Source organism: Alteromonas sp. CNT1-28, from assembly GCF_022348345.1.
GTDB lineage: Bacteria > Pseudomonadota > Gammaproteobacteria > Enterobacterales > Alteromonadaceae > Alteromonas > Alteromonas macleodii.
Genome location: NZ_JAKREZ010000002.1, coordinates 206,043 through 225,232, shown reverse-complemented (window position 1 = coordinate 225,232; position 19,190 = coordinate 206,043). Strand labels below are relative to the sequence as shown.

The 19,190-nt window shown below is 45.9% G+C and carries 16 protein-coding genes; 2 read left to right on the top strand and 14 right to left on the bottom strand.

Annotated features, from left to right (window positions below; translation table 11 throughout):
• Positions 1-40: 40 nt before the first annotated feature.
• The 3 genes from MHN02_RS02695 to MHN02_RS02685 form a co-directional block, all read right to left on the bottom strand.
• Positions 41-2,464 (bottom strand): TonB-dependent receptor, encoded by a 2,424-nt coding sequence (locus MHN02_RS02695; RefSeq protein WP_014948666.1) that lies wholly within the window; start codon positions 2,462-2,464, stop codon positions 41-43.
• 253 nt (positions 2,465-2,717) lie between these two features.
• Positions 2,718-4,355 (bottom strand): SulP family inorganic anion transporter, encoded by a 1,638-nt coding sequence (locus MHN02_RS02690; protein ID WP_014948665.1) that lies wholly within the window; start codon positions 4,353-4,355, stop codon positions 2,718-2,720.
• A gap of 11 nt (positions 4,356-4,366) precedes the next feature.
• The gene (locus MHN02_RS02685) at positions 4,367-5,020 is read right to left on the bottom strand and encodes a carbonic anhydrase (protein WP_014948664.1); all 654 of its coding nucleotides are present in this window, start codon (positions 5,018-5,020) and stop codon (positions 4,367-4,369) included.
• Positions 5,021-5,178: 158 nt separating this feature from the next.
• Here MHN02_RS02685 and MHN02_RS02680 point away from each other — a divergent pair, with 158 nt between their 5' ends.
• On the top strand, positions 5,179-6,147 hold the full coding sequence (locus MHN02_RS02680; RefSeq protein ID WP_014948663.1) for a hydrogen peroxide-inducible genes activator: 969 nt from the start codon (positions 5,179-5,181) through the stop codon (positions 6,145-6,147).
• Positions 6,148-6,164: 17 nt separating this feature from the next.
• The gene (locus MHN02_RS02675) at positions 6,165-7,052 is read left to right on the top strand and encodes a LysR family transcriptional regulator (protein WP_272492401.1); all 888 of its coding nucleotides are present in this window, start codon (positions 6,165-6,167) and stop codon (positions 7,050-7,052) included.
• Between the two features lie 135 nt (positions 7,053-7,187).
• Here the strand turns inward: MHN02_RS02675 and MHN02_RS02670 are convergent, their stop codons facing one another.
• The 11 genes from MHN02_RS02670 to MHN02_RS02620 form a co-directional block, all read right to left on the bottom strand.
• Positions 7,188-9,209, bottom strand: a complete 2,022-nt coding sequence (locus tag MHN02_RS02670; protein ID WP_039223026.1) for a methyl-accepting chemotaxis protein — start codon at positions 9,207-9,209, stop codon at positions 7,188-7,190.
• Between the two features lie 488 nt (positions 9,210-9,697).
• Positions 9,698-9,982: a pyrimidine/purine nucleoside phosphorylase gene (locus MHN02_RS02665; RefSeq protein WP_014948660.1), complete on the bottom strand. Its 285-nt coding sequence runs from the start codon at positions 9,980-9,982 to the stop codon at positions 9,698-9,700.
• A gap of 79 nt (positions 9,983-10,061) precedes the next feature.
• Positions 10,062-10,652, bottom strand: coding sequence for a DUF938 domain-containing protein (locus MHN02_RS02660; RefSeq protein WP_061485050.1), 591 nt, complete (start codon positions 10,650-10,652; stop codon positions 10,062-10,064).
• Positions 10,653-10,675: 23 nt separating this feature from the next.
• Positions 10,676-13,300 carry a methionine synthase gene (metH, locus tag MHN02_RS02655; protein WP_239244416.1) on the bottom strand — a complete coding sequence of 875 codons (2,625 nt, stop codon included), beginning with the start codon at positions 13,298-13,300 and terminating at the stop codon, positions 10,676-10,678.
• Between the two features lie 9 nt (positions 13,301-13,309).
• Positions 13,310-14,377 (bottom strand): homocysteine S-methyltransferase family protein, encoded by a 1,068-nt coding sequence (locus MHN02_RS02650; protein WP_239244414.1) that lies wholly within the window; start codon positions 14,375-14,377, stop codon positions 13,310-13,312.
• A 3-nt stretch (positions 14,378-14,380) separates the two neighbouring features.
• On the bottom strand, positions 14,381-15,319 hold the full coding sequence (metA, locus tag MHN02_RS02645) for a homoserine O-succinyltransferase (protein WP_039224879.1): 939 nt from the start codon (positions 15,317-15,319) through the stop codon (positions 14,381-14,383).
• Between the two features lie 111 nt (positions 15,320-15,430).
• Entirely contained in the window at positions 15,431-15,865 is a 435-nt protein-coding gene (locus MHN02_RS02640) for a DUF2802 domain-containing protein (RefSeq protein WP_014948655.1), read from the bottom strand.
• A gap of 59 nt (positions 15,866-15,924) precedes the next feature.
• Positions 15,925-16,416 (bottom strand): chemotaxis protein CheW, encoded by a 492-nt coding sequence (locus MHN02_RS02635; protein WP_014948654.1) that lies wholly within the window; start codon positions 16,414-16,416, stop codon positions 15,925-15,927.
• A gap of 17 nt (positions 16,417-16,433) precedes the next feature.
• Positions 16,434-17,240, bottom strand: a complete 807-nt coding sequence (locus MHN02_RS02630) for a chemotaxis protein CheW (RefSeq protein WP_239244412.1) — start codon at positions 17,238-17,240, stop codon at positions 16,434-16,436.
• A gap of 7 nt (positions 17,241-17,247) precedes the next feature.
• On the bottom strand, positions 17,248-18,012 hold the full coding sequence (locus MHN02_RS02625) for a ParA family protein (RefSeq protein ID WP_014948652.1): 765 nt from the start codon (positions 18,010-18,012) through the stop codon (positions 17,248-17,250).
• A gap of 28 nt (positions 18,013-18,040) precedes the next feature.
• Positions 18,041-19,171 (bottom strand): chemotaxis response regulator protein-glutamate methylesterase, encoded by a 1,131-nt coding sequence (locus MHN02_RS02620; RefSeq protein WP_239244410.1) that lies wholly within the window; start codon positions 19,169-19,171, stop codon positions 18,041-18,043.
• Positions 19,172-19,190: the final 19 nt, after the last annotated feature.

Below are 19,190 nucleotides of genomic sequence, written 5' to 3'. Positions count from 1 at the left end.
CCTGCGACAGCACAACGCCGCCGCAGGCATGATATCACGATTAAAAGGTTAAGCGTGCGTTGACTGCAACAGCGCGAGGTGCGCCAATCCAAAATGCACCTGGTGCAATGGTAGACGCATAGTCTTCATCAAACAGGTTGTTTACTGTTAAACGCACTTCTAGCTCTTCAGCACCTGAACCAATGTTTTCGATAAAGCCGCCAATATAGAAGTCGCTAACGATATAGTCATCAACCTGTGCTGCATTATCAATATCCAGGTAGCGGCTATCAACGTACTTGGTAGACAGGCCTGCGAAGTAGTTATCGCGTGCCCAATCGAGGCTAATTACCGCCATAGTGTCAGGCGTACCGATAACCGTATTACCTTCAATAGCTACCAGTGACACTTCAGGGTTTTCAGGATCAGCGATGGCTGCCAGCGCATCGTCAAGTGTATCGTATTGCGTACCTGAACTACCTACCGTCGCAACATATTCTGACTCGCTTAAGGTAATAGAAGTGAACAACGAGAACTCTTCGGTTAGCATAATGTCTGCTGAAATTTCAAAACCGCTAGACTCAATACCGCCCACGTTTTTGTATCCACCCGCGGCTGCTTCAAGAAAGTCTATACCCTCTGAGGTTTCGTTACTGGTAAATTGAATACGGTCGTTAAACTCAATATTGTAGTAGGTCACGCTGGCATTGAAACCAGGTGAAGAGTAGCGGAAACCTACGTCAATGTTGTCAGCGGTTTCTGGCTTTATAAAGCGAAGGTCAGTATCGTTGCGCTCTAGTTGTGCATCTTTGATTGCCGCAAAGTTCTCACCGTAACCTGCGAAAACTTCCACTCCTTCAATGGGTAAAGGTGCAACGATACCGGCTGAGAATAAGGTATCTGAGTCAGTATTCACCGCTAAGTTGTTGGCTGAATCAAAGTTGTCCGTTTTCTCGATATCTACGTTAAACTTCTTGGCACCAGCGCGAATGCGGGCAAAGCCTAGATCAAGCTCATCTTCCACATAGTACATCAAGGTATCAACTGGGAAGGTTCTGTCGTACTGCACCCAGTAAGGCACGTTGTCATAATCGACGCTAATAGACGAGTTGGTAATTTTATGCCAATCGCGAGACTCGCCACGCTCATAGTCTTCCCACCAAATACCAAAACGTACGGTATTATCAAAATCACCAATTTTGGTGTACCACACAGCATCAGCATTAATGCCAAAACGCTCTTTATCATAATGGGTGTGACGATATGAGCCCACGGGAATAGCGCCTTGCGCATGACAGCCTGGGTCATATTCTGCACCTGCACCACCATAAGGGAAGGTCAGTGAGCTTTGACACCCCTCAATAGGGCTTAGCTGGTTGCCTTGTCTATCAACAAAGTAGATTTGTCCCAGCTCCTCTCCACCGAATACCGTATTTCCAACAATAAGCTCTGAGTGCCCTTCTGCTCCGTCATCAGTGATATCAACAATATAGGGGGGAACCCATTCGCCGCGTCCTTCATTGTCGTGATAATACACGTTGGTCATAAAATCGACCTGGCCAATAGTAAAGTCAGCCTGTAAATAAGCGAAAAGGTTTTCGCGTAGGGTAGACCAACCTCGACGATACGCCTGATCTTGATAAGGCACGCCTGTCCACTCGTCAGTTAACTGGTCCCAATCTGGATTTTGTTCATATTGCGCCAGCCCGTATATGCGCTGGTAGTTATCTTCGTGGGTATCGTCGTAAGACAGGTAACCTGTAAGAGACACGTCGTTAACGGTAGAGATAAACTTCATGGCTAAATGATCACGGGTGTTCTCTGCTGCCTGCTGCATAAAGTCAGAACTTTCTTGACTTGAAAGGCTTATCCACGCGTAAGTATCTTTAAAGATTTCGCCTGTTTCGTAGCGTACATAGTATTTTGACGCATCAAATGAACCCGCAGTTACACTGGTTATTAAGCCCTGCTCCGCAGACGGGTTAATGGTGGTGAAATTCAGTGTGCCGCCCAAGGCTTCGTGTGAACGGGAAGCGATATCCGCCGTACCCTGAGAAACTTCAACGCCTTTTACGTTTTCGGTATCGATATAGCGATTCGCTTTCGCGCCACCACCGTAATTCGAGTTACCGTTGGCGATGCCATCTACCGTCATGCCAATTTGCTGCTCGTTTAGGTTTACTTGAAAGCCACGAATAACAATAGATGTTGACCAGTCATCAGCCCCAAAGGTATCACCTTCGTTAATAAGCACACCCGGCAGGTTATCAACCGCGGCTAACACACTGCTAAGATTAGCCTGTTGTTTAAACATATCGTCGCTCGTTGCGTTATTCGCGTAAGAAACGCTTCGCCCAACAACGGTAATTTCTTCTATGCGCTCTTCGTCAGCACGCTCTGCTTCCTCTGCCCACGCCACTGTAGGTGTAGTCATAGACGAAAGTGCTGCAAGTACAGCTAACGAGAGTTTATTGTGTGTTTTCATGTGTTTCCCAAAGTAGTTGTGTAATGTTTACTCACTACTCTAGGGAGGAATTGTTACAGTAGCGTTAAGTTTAATTGAACAATCAATTAATAAAACATTTTCCATGTTTGTTTACTCAATGACATCCAAGTAAACACGCACCAGCTATAAACGGACCCAGAAATTTAGCAAAGAAATCTTTGCCTAACAGACACAAAAAAGCCCTCACTAAGGAGGGCCAAAAGGGAAAGGTTTATCTTACCTTGATATTACTTCACGACTGCGTTGCGGCTTGAAAACGGGTGTTTTTGCTTTCAGTCCCGGCTACTTGCTTTTCTGCGTAAAGCAAAGCGTCGTGTAGCGTGTCAAAGTTGGGGATACCTGGGTGCGCTTCGTTTACGCCCTCAAGCACCTTATTGACTTCTGCATTAGCACCACAAATAACCAGCTGACGACCTGCCGCTAGTGCATCTGAGGTAACTGTATCAACTGCCATCGCAGCAGAAACATCCATAAGTGGAACGCGCGAGAAATCTAAAATGGTGACTTTAGAACCCGGTTTCACACGCTCACGAACGTGGTGGCCCAAATCGGCAGCCGCACCAAAGCTTAGTGGTCCGCCAAAACTAAAGATTGATACTTTGTCTTTAAGAGATTCCAATAGCTCATTTTCTTTAGGGTCGTTTAACGACTCAGGGATTTTCTTAAGCTCTTCAATTTGCAGCTGTGCGATTTGCTTAACGTAAGCTAATGCTGCGAATACCACGCCAACACCAACTGCTGTGATCAGATCTACAAATACCGTTAGCGCAAGCACCATAATCATTAGGCCGAAGTCCCAACGTGGGCCTTTGTGAGCGCGCTTCAAGTAACTCCAGTCGATGATATCTAAACCAACTTTAACCAAGATACCAGCAAGAACAGCGTGAGGAATTTGCGCTGCTAGCGGGCTAAGACCTAACACAATTGCTAGAAGAACTAGCGCGTGTACCATACCTGAAATGTTGTACTTACCACCGCTACGGATATTTACAACAGTACGCATCGTTGCGCCTGCACCTGCGATACCGCCGATAAGACCAGCAAATGTATTACCAATACCTTGGCCGATTAGCTCTTTGTTACTATCGTGACGGGTACGCGTCATGTTATCAGCAACAAGAGATGTAAGTAGACTATCGATGGCTCCCAGCACAGCTAGAATAAACGCGGCTTCAAGAATAAGCAGTGCTTTGCTTTGGTCAAATACTGGAAGGTGAAGGCTAGGTAAACCCGTTGGGATATCACCAAGAATTGGCACAGACAACGCTAAACTTACAAGCGTGCCAATGATAAGTGCAGCCAGTGCGCCAGGCACATACTTGCCTAATTGCGGTGGCCATTTGTAGGCAATAACCAAGGTACCAAGGCCTAACGCTAAGGTTGCAAAATCAATATCGGCAAGCGCGGTTGGCAAGTATGTCAATGCGCCGATTGTTCCGCCTGGCGGCTCATGGCCCAGTAAGCGGCCGATTTGAAGAATGATGATGATTGCACCGATGCCCGACATAAAGCCCGATATTACCGGGTAAGGCACCAAGCGAATGTATTGGCCAACACCAAGGACACCAAAAACAATCTGGAATATACCGGCCAATATCACAGCTGTGAATATAAGGCTGGCGTCGCCTGACAGACTTGCGAACAAGCCTGCAAGAACAACAACCATAGGCCCCGTTGGACCAGAAATCTGTGCTGGTGTACCACCGAAAAGTGCGGCAAAGAAGCCAACCGCAATAGCACCGTACAGACCCGCCATTGGGCCTAAGCCTGACGCTACACCTAGTGCAAGCGCCAGTGGTAAAGCAACGATACCGGCTGTTAAACCGCCGGTAAAATCGCCTCGTAGGTTTGAAAGGTTAATTTTTACCATAGTTATAGACCTTATTCACCGCGAGCAAGTTGTGCTTCGGCGGTAGACTCGTCCATTACATCAAATTCACCAGACTCAGTGTTGTAGTAAAGCACTTCACCTGAACCAATGTTATAAACCCATCCGTGAAGCTTAACCTGACCTGTTGCAATTTTTGCAGCAACAGCAGGGTGAGTACGAAGGTGCTGAATTTGCTGAACAACGTTCTCTTTCGTTACCGCTTCTAGATCGTCAATAGAAAGGTCTGAATGGCCACAGCGCTCTTTAACAACTTCAGTTGCAACACGGCAATGACCTAGCCACTCTTTTACATGCGGTAGCGCACTTAAGCCTTCAGGGTTGATGGCGCCTTTCATTGCACCACAGTCAGTATGGCCACAAATAACAATGTGAGAAACGCCCAGTGCAGCAACTGCAAACTCAATAGACGCTGTCATGCCACCAGTTTGATTGCTGTGAGGAGGTACGATGTTGCCAGCATTACGGCAGATAAATAGCTCACCCGGATCAGTTTGTGTTACTAAGTTCGGGTCGATACGTGAATCAGAGCACGTAATGAAAAGCACTTCAGGGTTCTGCCCAGTAGCTAGTTTTTGAAACGTAGCTTTTTTGTTTGGGTAAACTTCTTTCTGGAATTTGGCAACACCTGAGATAACGTGATCCATATATAACTCCCAATTTTTTAATAATTGTAATGATTATGTAATTACGCCAGTTTCACCTGATAGATTAATAGTTTAATATACTAACTCGCGATAGCTAAATACTATCACCGCTTACGTATCACTACCCATAAGCATAGTAAGAGAGAGCCATTTTCACCATGCAATTCAACGGAAAGACCCCGTCAATTAACCAAATCCGCTATTTTGTTGCAGTGGCTAAATACCTAAGCTTCAGGCAAGCAGCGGGAATACTGGGAATTAGTCAGCCTACTCTGACCAGTCAGATCAGTGCGCTAGAAAACCTCTTAGGGCTAACGCTTTTTGAACGATCACGCACGGGAACGCTGTTATCTCCCCAAGGTAAAGCCTTGCTTGATGCAGCGGAAGAGGTGCTGCAGGCCTCTCAACGGTTCAGCGAAATTGCACGAGACTTGTCCGAGGGCGAAGTTGTAACCTACCGGTTAGGGATACCGCCAACACTAGGGCCTTATTTACTTCCCTTTGTGCTACCAGATCTGCACAAACGGAAGCCCGGCTTGCGCTTCTATGTTCGAGAAGGCGCCCCTAACGCATTGCAACACGGTCTACTGCGTGGTGAATATGACCTAATACTTTCCCCACTTTCGGGCGAAAACTCTCAATTGATCACGCAACCACTCTTCAAAGAGCCTTTAAAATTCGTCACGCCTTCTGATCACAAATTGTCAGGAAAAGCCTATGTCAAGCCAGAAGAAATAAGCGGCGAGAAAGTGTTAACACTAGAAGACCGACATCACTTTCATCATCAAGTGCAGCGCATTTGCGATGAGATTGGGGCAGATTTACAGCGTGATTATGAGGGCACCAGCCTCGATACTTTGCGTCAAATGGTAGTAATGGGCATGGGTGTAGCCTTCCTACCCGGGCTTTATATTCATTCTGAGTTGCACAAGCCTGAAGCGTTACACGTGTGTGAGATTGCCGATATGCCTATTGAGCGTCAGCACTCATTAGCGTGGAGAAACACTGCGCCTGGACGAAAGACCTTTAGAGAAATATCAATTATCATAAAAGAGATAATTGAAACTCGCCTGTCGGACGCCGTGACTATAGTCAGTGCTGCCCCAAGCCCTCTTCAAAAACGTTAAACTGGTTGTAATTTATTATGATTGATAGACAACATTTACGAATAGTAAGAGCGATAGATGCTGAAGGCACGATGACAGAAGCGGCAAAATCGCTTTTTCTAACTCAGTCAGCGTTAAGCCACGCAATGAAAAAGTTGGAAGCCCATTTTGACGTACCGCTTTGGAAAAAAGACGGCAGAAGACTCACGCTGACTCAGGCGGGTCAGAGTGTATTGGGCTTAGCTCACCGAGTTTTACCCCAGTTTGAGCATACTGAAGCCCAATTACGCAGATTCGCCGATGGTAAACAGGGCATATTACGTATTGGGATGGAGTGCTACCCGTGTTTTGAATGGTTGCTCAAGGTAGTGGCGCCTTTTTTGAAAGCCTTTCCAGATGTTGATGTAGATGTACGCCGAGCGTTCTCTTTTGGCGGTTTACAAGCGCTTCACGGGTACGATATTGATATATTGCTCACGCCAGACCCTCTTTCACTTGAAACCATTACCTACACGCCAGTGTTCGAATATGAACAAGTGTTGGTAATGGATAAGCACCACCCTTTGGTAGAGAAACCATTTGTTACACCGAAAGACTTAAGCAATGAGACCCTTATCACCTACCCCGTAGAACTCAGTCGACTGGACGTATTCACGCATTTTCTTACTCCTGCCAATTGCACAGTGAGGCAACATAAAACGATTGAAACCACCGAGATCATCTTACAAATGGTAGCAGCGGGACGTGGTGTTACTGCGCTACCTAAATGGTTAATTGATGAATCAAAAGAAAGCGATCTCCTGACTTGTCGGTCGCTTGGTGAACAAGGCGTATCAAAAACGCTGTACTTGGGTCATAGAAAAGCGCAGGACGTTTTGGGGTTTGTAGATGACTTCATTGCCCTCTCGCAAACGCACAAGCCATAGGTGTTCCAAACAGTATTTCAGAAACTTATGTCATACTAGGGAATAAAATAATTCGCTTGCCAACAATGTTGGCAAGCGAAAACGCTCTAATTAAAGACTGTCGCCCATTATGCGCGCTTCACGATATGAATGGCGCTAAATTTTAAACTGTCCCACCAATTCTTTTAAGTCACCAGAGACGGCACTTAACTGCGTCGCCTCCACAGCTAACTCTTCTGCATGCTGACTAGTTTTATCACTTAAACCAGTGATAGCTACGAGCGACTTATTAATATCTTGCGCCACCTCCGTTTGCTGCTCGGTAGCAAGTGCTATGTGAGTACTTTGCTCGTGAACCAAACCTATAGACTGGGTAATGTCTTTAAGCGTTTCGACCACTTTCTCTGTTTTATCGACACCAGATTGAGAACGGGTTTGTCCTTCCTGCATAACACTGTTGGTCTGCTCAGACATCGCCTGCAATCGCTCTACCATTTTTCGTATATCAGTCGTCGATTCTTGTGTACGACTTGCTAATGAGCGAACTTCATCTGCAACAACGGCAAACCCGCGCCCCTGTTCACCGGCTCTCGCCGCTTCAATGGCTGCGTTTAATGCCAGTAAATTAGTTTGTTCAGCAATGCTGTTAATTACATCGACTACAGCACCGATGCTATCTGACTCTTTGCTCAATCCGCCCACAACTTCAACCCCCTGACTGATGGCGTCAGCCAGCGCGCGAATTTCCCTCATGGCATCTTGCACTTGCTCACTGCCGGCTTGTACCAATTCATCTGCTTTAGTCGCAGCGTCACTGGACTGTGCCGCATTTTTTGAAATTTCAACGACGGTAGCAGCCATCTGCGTGACTGCCGTAGACACATTGTCCACCTGACTACGCTCTTGGTTAATTTCCTTGCTAGTCGCGTGACTCACATCTCGAAGGTGATCCGCTGCATCAGAAACAGCCTTAGTGTTAGCGGCAGTATCTTTTAGCAATGATCTTAGTTTATCGGTAAAGGTATTAAACTCTATAGCAAGCGCACCGATTTCGTCATTACTCTTAACTTCCAGACGCTTAGTTAAGTCGCCGTCGCCATGCGCTATTTCCGCCATTGCATTGCGCATTTCGACCAAAGGCTGAGTGACTTTAGCACTCGCAAAATAAGTAATAAGCGCTATTAATCCAATAATCACAAAGGCAACGATAATTGCCGTAGTAATTGCATTATTTATAGGGCTATCAATGATGCTTGCAGGGATAAGAATGCCCAGCGACCAATTCATTTGTGGGTTAGTTAACTGAGCGTGCTCAAAAACCGCAACATAGTCTTCCCCCTTCCAGGTTACGTGCACAATACCAGATTCATTAGCCGCTATATTACTTGCCAACTTGCCAAACCCTTCAGTGCTATCAAACACGCTGTCAAAGTTGCGAATAGAGGAGCTTAGTGGCAACGCTTTGCTCTGTTTTGGAAAGTAAACAATGTTTTGGTTTTCATCGAGTAAAAACGCCGTGCCTTGTTCTTCATAACGAATGGCATCTATGACCTTACCCACCGTGCTAATAAGAATATCGACACCGCCAACGCCTAGTAACGCTCCATTTTTGTATATCGGGGTTTGTACTACTGCAGATACGCTTCCATCTTGGGAATCGACAGCAGGAGGCGTTACATATAGCTTTCCTTTTTCTACGGCAGTAGTAAACCACGGACGTTTAGTTGCAAAGTAACCGGCGTTAGGATTGCCAGCATCAGGACCCGAAGTGTCGACGCCGACTCGGCCCTCTTCATAGAAGTATTCACCCGTCTTTGCTGAACCAAAGAACGCCGATTTAATAATGGGATCTTGACTGCTGATGCCCTCAAATGTGGCATAGATATCTTTGGATTGAGCCAGTTGGCTTTCGGGCGCTCCTCGCGTGTTATGGCGCGTAAAAAAATCTTGTAGAAAAGGACTACTTAGGAACGCTCTAGCAACGCCGCCATAGGTTGCGAAGAAGCCTTCAACGTCATTAGCCTCACGTGCAACTAAGGATTTAAGCTCTTTTTCTACGCGACTGCGGGTGTTATCTGCAACGGTATTGACTAAGAAAAACGCCGTAATGAGTAACATCAAAGCTATGCTACCGCCAACGATAAGCATGAACTTTTTTTGGAGTGATATGGATTTCATTTGTACTTCTCATTGTTTACTAAACGCCACAACGTGTGAAAAGTGTATTCCAGCACTAGGGCCTGTTGACCTTTTTAGTACGTTTTTGCAGCGGTCTTTGTGCCATCTAGACAAGGCGGATGTTTGACGGTTTCGTGGTTCTAAGTCGAAAACATTCAACGCAGTATAGATGGCACAAAGGCGCTGCCCGAAGGGGTCGTTATGGAAGCCTTTTACTCTTTGTCACAGCCCTTTAACTTAGCCCACTAGGCTTGCAGGACTGTTTCGCGATTAAAAGGCCTCCATTTAGACCAAAATTCGTACATCAAAGGTCAACAGGCCCTGATAATTCGCACACATTTCAGGTTTAGTTTTATTAGTATAAAAGCGCAAGTGAGCCGAGCTCGCTTGCACTTCTAATACTTTGAGATATACAGAGAAATTTTACAACCTCTGAAAGTCAATTCTACGAAAGTTTAAATACAGAGTGAATTAAACGCTTTTAAGAATTAGCTGTAAAAGCAAAGATAAGCGGTAGGCGTAGACACTTTTACGTCAAAAGAAGCATCGGCGGGTACATTAAAGCTGGTGCCTGTAGCAAAAGATTGCCATTCGTCACTTCCCGGAAGCTTCACAACTAGCTCACCTTCAACCACTTTCATTAGCTCTTTTTGTGATGTAGAAAATGTATATTCACCCGGCGACATCACGCCCGAGGTACAGGGGCCGTTTGCAGATTCAAACCCAATCGAGCTCACTTTATTGTCGAAATAATGGTTTACTTTAAAGCTCATAGTTACTCCTTTGATGTGAGTGCTGACTTTCTTTGCTTTAACTGTTTTTAAAGCAAAGTGCTGCAGCCTTGATACTTCTTTAGCGTTTTTGCCAAATAAGCATATGGTTGTTGGCGGGCATGTCGATTATTTCTTGCAAGCTTAACTCGCCTGCCCAAGCAGTAAGCTCATTGATATCGCGGTAGCCACCATAACCACGCGCTAAAAGCGAAGTATGGAAGGCTTGGTTACTTTCAGAAGTAAACTTACCACTATGTGTAAAAGGGCCATACTGACAGAATACGCCCCCTTTGGGTAAGTGCAACGCTACTGATTCCATAAGTAGCTTCGCCTCTTCTTTTTGCATGATATGCGCGGTGTTTGCCGTAAAAATGCCGTCTATGTCGAGGTTGGGAAAGTCATCTTGCCCAACGGTGAATGCAATTGGAGGTTTCACATTCCCCGTATTTGAATCACTCAGCCACGCGGCAATACCTTCGTGATAGTGTGGTTGATCGCTTGTGTGCCATATAAGATGGGGCAAATGCTCAGCCAAAAATACGGCGTGCTGACCTGTTCCACTCCCTATCTCTAATACCTGTCGGCAATTGGCAAATTTACGTTCAAGCACGCTCAAAATGGCGCGCTTGTTGTTCTCACAAGCCTGACTAAAAGGCTTTTCGATTTGCATACACGTTACCTGCCTAATCAGCATTAATCACTTAAGTTTGGACCCAACCACTTTTCAGCTTCTTCCAAGGTCCAGCCTTTACGTGTGGCGTAATCCTCTACTTGGTCGGCTTGAATTTTGGCGACAGCAAAGTATTTGGCATCAGGGTGAGCAAAATACCAACCCGATACTGACGCCCCCGGCCACATGGCGTAACTTTCCGTAAGCTTCATACCTGTATGCTGCTCTGCTGACAATAAATCCCAAATAAGCTGCTTTTCAGTATGCTCGGGACACGCGGCGTAGCCTGGTGCCGGTCGAATGCCTTGGTATTTTTCGCGAATAAGTTCTTCGTTACTTAGTGATTCGTCAGCGGCGTAACCCCAGTAATGCTTACGCACTTGCTCGTGCAGATATTCCGCAAATGCTTCGGCAAGCCTGTCTGCCACCGCTTTAACCATAATGCCGTTGTAGTCATCGCCAGTCTGAATATAGCTATCAGCAAGCTCGTCTTCACCTATACCGCCGGTGACGGCAAAAGCGCCCACATAATCATTTATGCCACTCGACTTTTCAGCTACAAAGTCTGCTAAACAATAATTAGCGAATTTGTCTTTTAGGGTTTGCTGACGCAAGTGATGGGCAACACCTTGAATCTGGTTTCTCGACTCATCGGTATAAATTTCAACATCGTCATTAACGCGGTTGGCAGGAAACAAGCCGATAACGCCTTTCGCCTGAAGGCTGTTCTCTTCGATAATTTTATCCAGCATGGCGTTGGCGTCGTTAAACAATGACTGTGCCTGCTCTCCCACCACCTCATCTTCAAGTATACGTGGGTACTTGCCTGCCAAAGACCAGGTTAAGAAAAATGGCGTCCAATCAATGTAGTTGCGCAGCGTAGCCAAATCGGCGGTTACCGGTGTTACACCTAGGTTCGCAGGCTTTACTGGTAAAGTCGTAAAATCTGGCTTAAAAGCGTTTTCTCTGGCTTGAGCTAATGTCACCGGCTTGCTGCGCGGCTTTTTACGGGCGTGCTGTTCACGTACCGTATCGTATTCTTTTGCCAATTCCTGCGCGTAAATCTCGCGGGACGTTTTGTTTAGAAGGCGCTGACAAACGCCTACTGCTCTACTAGCATTTGGAACATAGGCTACAGGCGCATGGTAGTTTTGTTCAATTTTTACCGCAGTGTGCGCTTTAGACGTAGTCGCCCCGCCAATAAGCAGCGGGATATCAAAGCCCTGACGCTCCATTTCTTTGGCAACGTGAACCATTTCATCTAGTGAAGGTGTAATAAGGCCCGACAGGCCTATCATATCAACGTTTTCATCTTTAGCGGTTTGTAAGATTGTCGCCGCTGGCACCATCACGCCAAGATCAATCACTTCAAAGTTATTACACTGAAGTACCACGCCAACAATATTTTTACCGATATCGTGAACATCACCCTTTACCGTGGCTAATAGAATTTTGCCGTTACTTTTCGCATCGTCTGACTTTTCTTCTTCAATGTATGGCTGTAAATGGGCTACCGCTTTTTTCATAACGCGAGCCGACTTTACCACCTGAGGAAGGAACATCTTACCTTCACCGAATAAATCCCCTACCACGTTCATGCCATCCATTAATGGCCCTTCAATAACGTGTAGTGGGCGCTCAGCTTGCTGGCGCGCTTCTTCGGTGTCATCAATGATGTAGTCGGTTATCCCTTTAACTAGGGCGTGCTCTAAGCGCTTATTAACCTCTTGTTCGCGCCAGGATAAATCTTCTTTTGCGGCAGCCTTTCCATCGCCTTGATAGTTCGGTGCAATATCGAGTAAGCGTTCAGTGGCATCACTTCTGCGGTTTAAAATCACGTCTTCAACCGCATCTCGAAGTTCAGCCGGTATTTCGTCATATACCTCTAGCTGACCTGCATTCACAATAGCCATATCCATACCCGCTCGAATAGCGTGATATAGGAATACCGAGTGCATAGCTTCGCGAACCGGATTGTTCCCTCTGAACGAGAATGAAATATTAGAAAGGCCACCAGAAATATGTGAGTACGGACAGGTTTTACGTATCTCGCGGGTCGCTTCAATAAAATCAACCGCGTAGTTATCGTGCTCTTCAATACCTGTCGCTACAGCAAAAATATTGGGGTCAAAGATAATATCTTCAGGAGGAAAGCCGACTTCTTCTGTCAGCAACTTGTAGCTACGCTGACAAATTTCTACTTTTCGAGCTTGTGTATCGGCCTGGCCGGTCTCGTCAAACGCCATCACTACGGTTGCTGCACCATAACGCTTTATTAGCTTGGCTTGGTTTAAGAAGAGCGCTTCCCCTTCTTTTAAGCTAATAGAGTTAACAATCGCTTTGCCCTGTACACACTTAAGTCCTGCTTCGATAACATCCCATTTAGACGAATCGATCATAATAGGTACGCGGCTAATATCAGGCTCAGAGGCGATTAGGTTCAAAAAGGTGATCATGGCCTGCTTAGAATCAAGCATGGCCTCATCCATATTGATATCGATGATCTGCGCGCCGTTCTCTACTTGCTGCCTTGCGACATCAAGTGCAGTTTCATAATCACCTTCAAGAATAAGTCGTTTAAAACGAGCGGAGCCTGTTACGTTGGTACGCTCACCGATATTAATAAATGTAGAAAATTCTGCGCTCATAATGCCCTCCTAGTGTACAAACGGCTCTAGGCCTGACAAACGCATTTTGGGTTCAAACTGTGGCACTTTTCTTGGCGCAATTCCATTGACAGCGTTAGCAATATCGCGAATGTGTTCCGGCGTACTGCCGCAGCAGCCGCCTACGATATTCACTAGCCCTGACTGCGCCCATTCTTTGATGTGCTCGGCCATTTCAGGGCCTTCCATGTCGTATTCACCAAACTCGTTGGGTAAACCAGCATTAGGGTGCGCTGAAATTAAGCACTCACTAACAGTAGCAACTTCATCTACGTATTGGCGCAGTAAGTCTGGCCCAAGAGCACAGTTTAAGCCGAATGAGAATGGACTGATGTGTCGCATGGAATAATAAAACGCTTCCGCGGTTTGACCAGACAGCGTGCGCCCTGAGGCATCGGTAATCGTGCCAGACACCATAACGGGCAGCGATATACCCAGCTTTTCAAAAACCGACTCTACCGCATAGGCTGCCGCTTTCGCATTAAGTGTATCGAAGATGGTTTCGAGCATGATTAAATCTGCACCGCCTTCAATGAGCGCTTCGGTAGACTCGCTATACGCTTCCACGAGTTCGTCAAAAGTAACATTGCGTTTGCCTGGGTCGTTAACGTCAGGCGAAATTGAAGCAGTGCGATTTGTTGGGCCAAGTACACCTGCCACGAAACGGGGTTTGTCGGGTGTCTTTGCTGTGAACTCATCCGCAGCTTTACGCGCCAATTTAGCTGCAGCTAAATTAATATCACGGGATTGAGCCTGCATATCGTAATCGGCCATAGCGATAGTCGTAGCATTAAACGTATTCGTTTCAATAATGTCCGCGCCAGCTTCAAAGTAATCACAGTGAATTTGATAGATGATATCGGGCTGAGTAAGAACCAACAAATCGTTGTTACCCTTAACATCGCAGTGCCAGTTGGCAAACTGTGTTCCGCGATAATCTTCTTCTTCTAACTTATGGCGCTGGATCATGGTGCCCATGGCGCCGTCTAATATAAGGATGCGCTTTTTAGCGGCTTCTGTAAGCGTTGTCTGCGCGCTAGAATTTGGTCTTTGGCTCACGTGCTACCTCTTTGGCTGTGACTTTTCAGCAAGCTGACTTAAATCGTAAGGCGTGGTCTGATAGACATAATAATTCAGCCAGTTTGTAAACAATAGGCTGCCGTGTGAGCGCCACTGTACAATAGGAGACTTGGCTGGATCATCCCCTTCAAAATAGTTTTTTGGAATTACTGGCGTTTGTCCCGCGGCAATATCTCGAAAATACTCGTCTTTAAGTGTATCTGGATCGTATTCCGGGTGACCCGTTACAAATACCATGCGCTTATCTTCTGACGCCACAATATAAGCGCCTACATCGTCAGACTCTGCAACAACACTAAGTCCATCGACGCTGTTATACAACGAGGTGTTAATATGCCCATAACGGGAATGTGGTGCGTAAAATGAAGGATCAAAGCCTCTTAATAGCTCATTGTTCGGGTCATTCACTTTATGTTTAAAGACACCTGAAAACTTTTCGTCTCTAAGCTCTCGTGTAATGCCGTAAAAGTGATACATGGCGGCGTGAGCAGCCCAACATAAGTAAAGGGTTGAGTTCACGTGACGCTGCGCCCACTCCAATATGGTGGTCATGGTTTCCCAGTACTTTACTTCCTCATAATCGATAAGCGCGAGAGGCGCACCGGTGACAATAAGGCCATCGTATTTCTTATTCGCTACCGCTGAAAAGTCGTGATAGAAAGCATCCATGTGCGATTGGGGGGTATTCTTCGGCGCTTGATTATCAATTCGAATTAAATCCACGTTTATTTGCAGTGGCGTGTTCGATAATAGACGAAGTAACTGTACCTCTGTTTCTATCTTGTTCGGCATTAAATTAAGAATACCGACTTCAAGAGGACGAATATCCTGATTGGCAGCCCTGTCCATGTCCATGGTAAAAATGTTTTCACCTAGTAGTACATTCTGCGCGGGTAACTGCTCAGGAATACGAATTGGCATAGAGGGCTCCAGTGATAAATTACAATATCTGTATTGTGTCTATAACTGGCGATATGTCAACATCTTTACGTCTAGACGTCTAAACGTTTTTTTCTCTGGTGCTCAAAAATACTAATTATTTTGTTTATGCACCATTACCAACATCTCAGCTTCGGCACGAGGAATGTCGCAGGCTTCAATAATTTCATCAATGCTAGCGCCTTGCTTGACTAAGTCCGCCGCACGCTGATATAGGCGTAGGGAAGGATCTTGAAGCTTGAGTTCTCGAAGCTGGTTTTCAATATCAGTTTGCTTTTCGTCTAACTCTTGAAGGTGTCGAGTGATCACCAAGGTGCGTGCTTGCGCCTCAGTTTGTTGATTATTTGCATTTTTAGCAAGGGCTTCAGTGCGGGCAATAGCCTCTGCGTTAGCATGTTCGCTTTCGCTTAATGCAGAACGCAACTGCTTAATGTGTGAATACAGCACACCCATCGCGGCAATGAGTATAACTACAAGAATACACAGTATGAGTTCTAATAAGGTAGGTGCAGCAAGCTGCCAATCCATGGACATAACCCTTGGGGAAATGTAGGCAGTATTATAAACAATACCGCCTATTCATTTATTTAGATGTTGCTAAGCTCATCCCACTCTTCGTCGCTTAACAATTTATTAAGATCTACAAGAATAAGCAGTTCGCCGTCGCGGTTACTTACACCTTGGATAAACTTAGCACTCTCTTCAGTACCTACGTTAGGGGCACTGTCAATCTCTGAAGATTTCAAGTAAACCACCTCAGCGACACTATCCACCAGAATACCAACCACCTGCTCGTCAGACTCAATAATAACGATACGGGTATTGTCAGTAATTTCTGTTGGCGGTAATCCGAAACGAGCACGTGTATCGATAACCGTTACTACGTTACCACGCAGATTGATAATACCAAGTACATAGTCAGGTGCACCGGGTACAGGGGCTATTTCGGTATAACGCAAGACCTCTTGAACTTGCATCACGTTGATACCGTAAGTTTCTTCACCTAAGCGATACGTTACCCATTGAAGGACTTCGTCGTTGCTGTCGGTGGCGTTATTATTTATTCTTTCGTCGCTCATGAACCTGGCTCCCAATACTATGGCGTCTGGTCGTTACTGCCTAAGCCTTTGTTAAGCATAGATATTAATTCTTCAACGTCAATTAACGCGCACATTTTTTCTTTAACCATCCCTGCTAACCAGGGACGCTTACCTGTGGACTCGCGCCATTTAACATCATCGGTAGTCAAATTGACCGTATTGACTAGCTTTTCACTAGCCAGACCCCACGCACTTTCCCCTAACATTATAAGATATCGGTAGTTAAGCGATTGTGCGAGGTTTTCGTCATATTTTTCTGGCATTACCCATTTTGCAGAGTCAACAACACTTAGTTTAGACTCTCTGTGCAACATTACACCCATAAACCAATCAGGTTTTCCAAATAAAGGGCCAATCTTCTCAATTTGGTGGATCCCACCTAGCGACGTCAAAGGCACCGCAAGTGTTAACCCTGCAACCTCAAAGAATAGCGCCTGAAAGCGAAAACCGAGAGTATCCTTTAGTGGAACTTTTGTTTTTTCAGCGCGGTTTAACGCAGTTTCTTGTTCATTTTCTACTAAAGTTTCTGCGTGAGACTGTTGCTGTTCATCTTCAATTGTCTCTGCTTTTTGCGTTTCAATTAACGATGTAACCTTTTCCGCTATCGCTTCTTGTTCATTCGATTGCGGCTCACTTTCATTGGCGGTAGAAGCAAGCGCCGTTTCAGCCATCTGCTGAGAAGCCTGCTCGAGCAATTTTGCCGTGCGCGCAGTCACATCTTCCGGTGCTTCTGGCTCTTTGAGGAGGCTATCAAGATATGCCTCCATCACTTCTTCACGGGCAAAAGGCGATTGCTTGCTCATGTTCTCGTTATTTCTCCAATACCGCTAATAGTTTCTCGTACGCAGACACACCACGTGTTTTGGGGTACGCTGCGGAAATGGGAAGCTGTACTAAACTTGCATCCCTGAAGTGCGTGTCGACGGGAATAACCCCTTCCCACACGCGCTCACCATAGTCATTCATTAAGCGCTTTCGCGATGCAAGCGCCGCGTTAGTGCGCTTATCAAACATAGTTGGAATAATCACAGTATCAAAGGATTTGTCCAACGAACGTCCCATAATTTCCATGGTACGAATCATTCTGTCTAGCCCTTTAAGCGCCAGATATTCCGTTTGGGTAGGCACGATAACCTTGTCACACGCTGCAAGAGCGTTAACCATCAGCACCCCAAGCACTGGAGGGCAATCGATGATAGCAACATCGAATTCCCCTGCGATTTTTGCCAACGCTTTTTTTAGGACTAAGCCCATACCTTGTTCGCTACCCATCGTTCTATCTAAGGTCGCGAGCGCCATTGTTGCAGGAAGCACATATAAGTTGTCTAACTTTGTCGGGCACAGACAATCCATAACATTATCGGCCGTAATGTCATTAGACTTAATAAAAATATCGTAAACTGAATGACTTGACGCTTCTGCATCGATACCGAAGTAATAACTCAGCGATGCATGTGGATCAGTATCAATCATGAGCACTCGCTTGCCTTGCTGTGCAAGCAAGCCGCCAAGGCTCACCGTAGTGGTAGTCTTTCCTACACCACCTTTCTGATTCGCTACTGTCCACACTTTCATATTTGCTGTTCCATTACTGTTCAAACTGCTATCGCATTTCGGTTTGAACGCAACTGCTCATATCATCAATGTTTATATTTTTACTGGATATATTGGCAACGGCTACAGCTTGAGGCATACCATACACAACACAGGAATCTTGGTCTTGAGCCCAAATCGTTGCGCCTTTTTCCTTGAGCATTCGGCATCCTTCTCTGCCGTCAGCCCCCATACCCGTTAATATAATTCCTAATACGTCCGCACCATAAGCTTTAGCCAGAGAACTGAAAGTGAGATCAACACTGGGCTTATAATTCACCTTATCACTCGCACTTGCATCAGCAATGGCAATGCGTTTATTCGCACCTATGGTTTCTAGCAACATTTGCTTCCCACCGGGAGCAAGATACGCATGACCTGGTTTTAGAATGTCGCCGTGCTCGGCTTCTTTTACTCTAATTTTACAGTTTGTGTCTAAACGCTGTGCAAATGCCGTAGTAAATGTTCCAGGCATGTGTTGTACAAGCAAAATGGGGTATGGAAACTCTGCAGGTAAAGGAGACAGCACTTTTTGAAGCGCCACAGGCCCGCCTGTAGAAGCCCCAATTGCCAAACACTTGTAGTGCTTTCCCGTCGCTCTTACAGACGAAACGGTTGGTTGTTTGGCTGCGTCTTTATGCCCTGATAGCAACCCTGATGTTTTAAAGAACGCCTGCTTTGGCGCATTATCAGGAAGCTTTCTTGCCTCTGTAGAGCGAAACGACGGACGCTTAAGACCAATACCACGACGCGCTATTAAGCGTACTTTTGTACACAACAAGCGCGATGCATCTTTTCTGTCCTGCGCGATATCTTCAAATTTCTTCGGTAAGAAATCGAGCGCGCCCGCTTCTAACGCATCTAATGTCGCTTGCGCACCATGATGCGTAAGCGAAGAAAACATAAGAATAGGTGTAGGCCGTTTGTCCATTATGGCCTTTACAGCTGAAATGCCGTCCATGACAGGCATTTCAACATCCATCGTTATCACATCCGGCTTAAGCGCTTCTGCTTTTTCAAGTGCATCGCGCCCATTTCTCGCTTCCCCAACAACTTCAAGTTCCCTATCGCCATCGAGTATTTCTTTTACTCGACGACGATAAAAAGTCGAGTCGTCCACGACAAGGACTTTAAAGACCATGGATTATTATTCCTGTTAA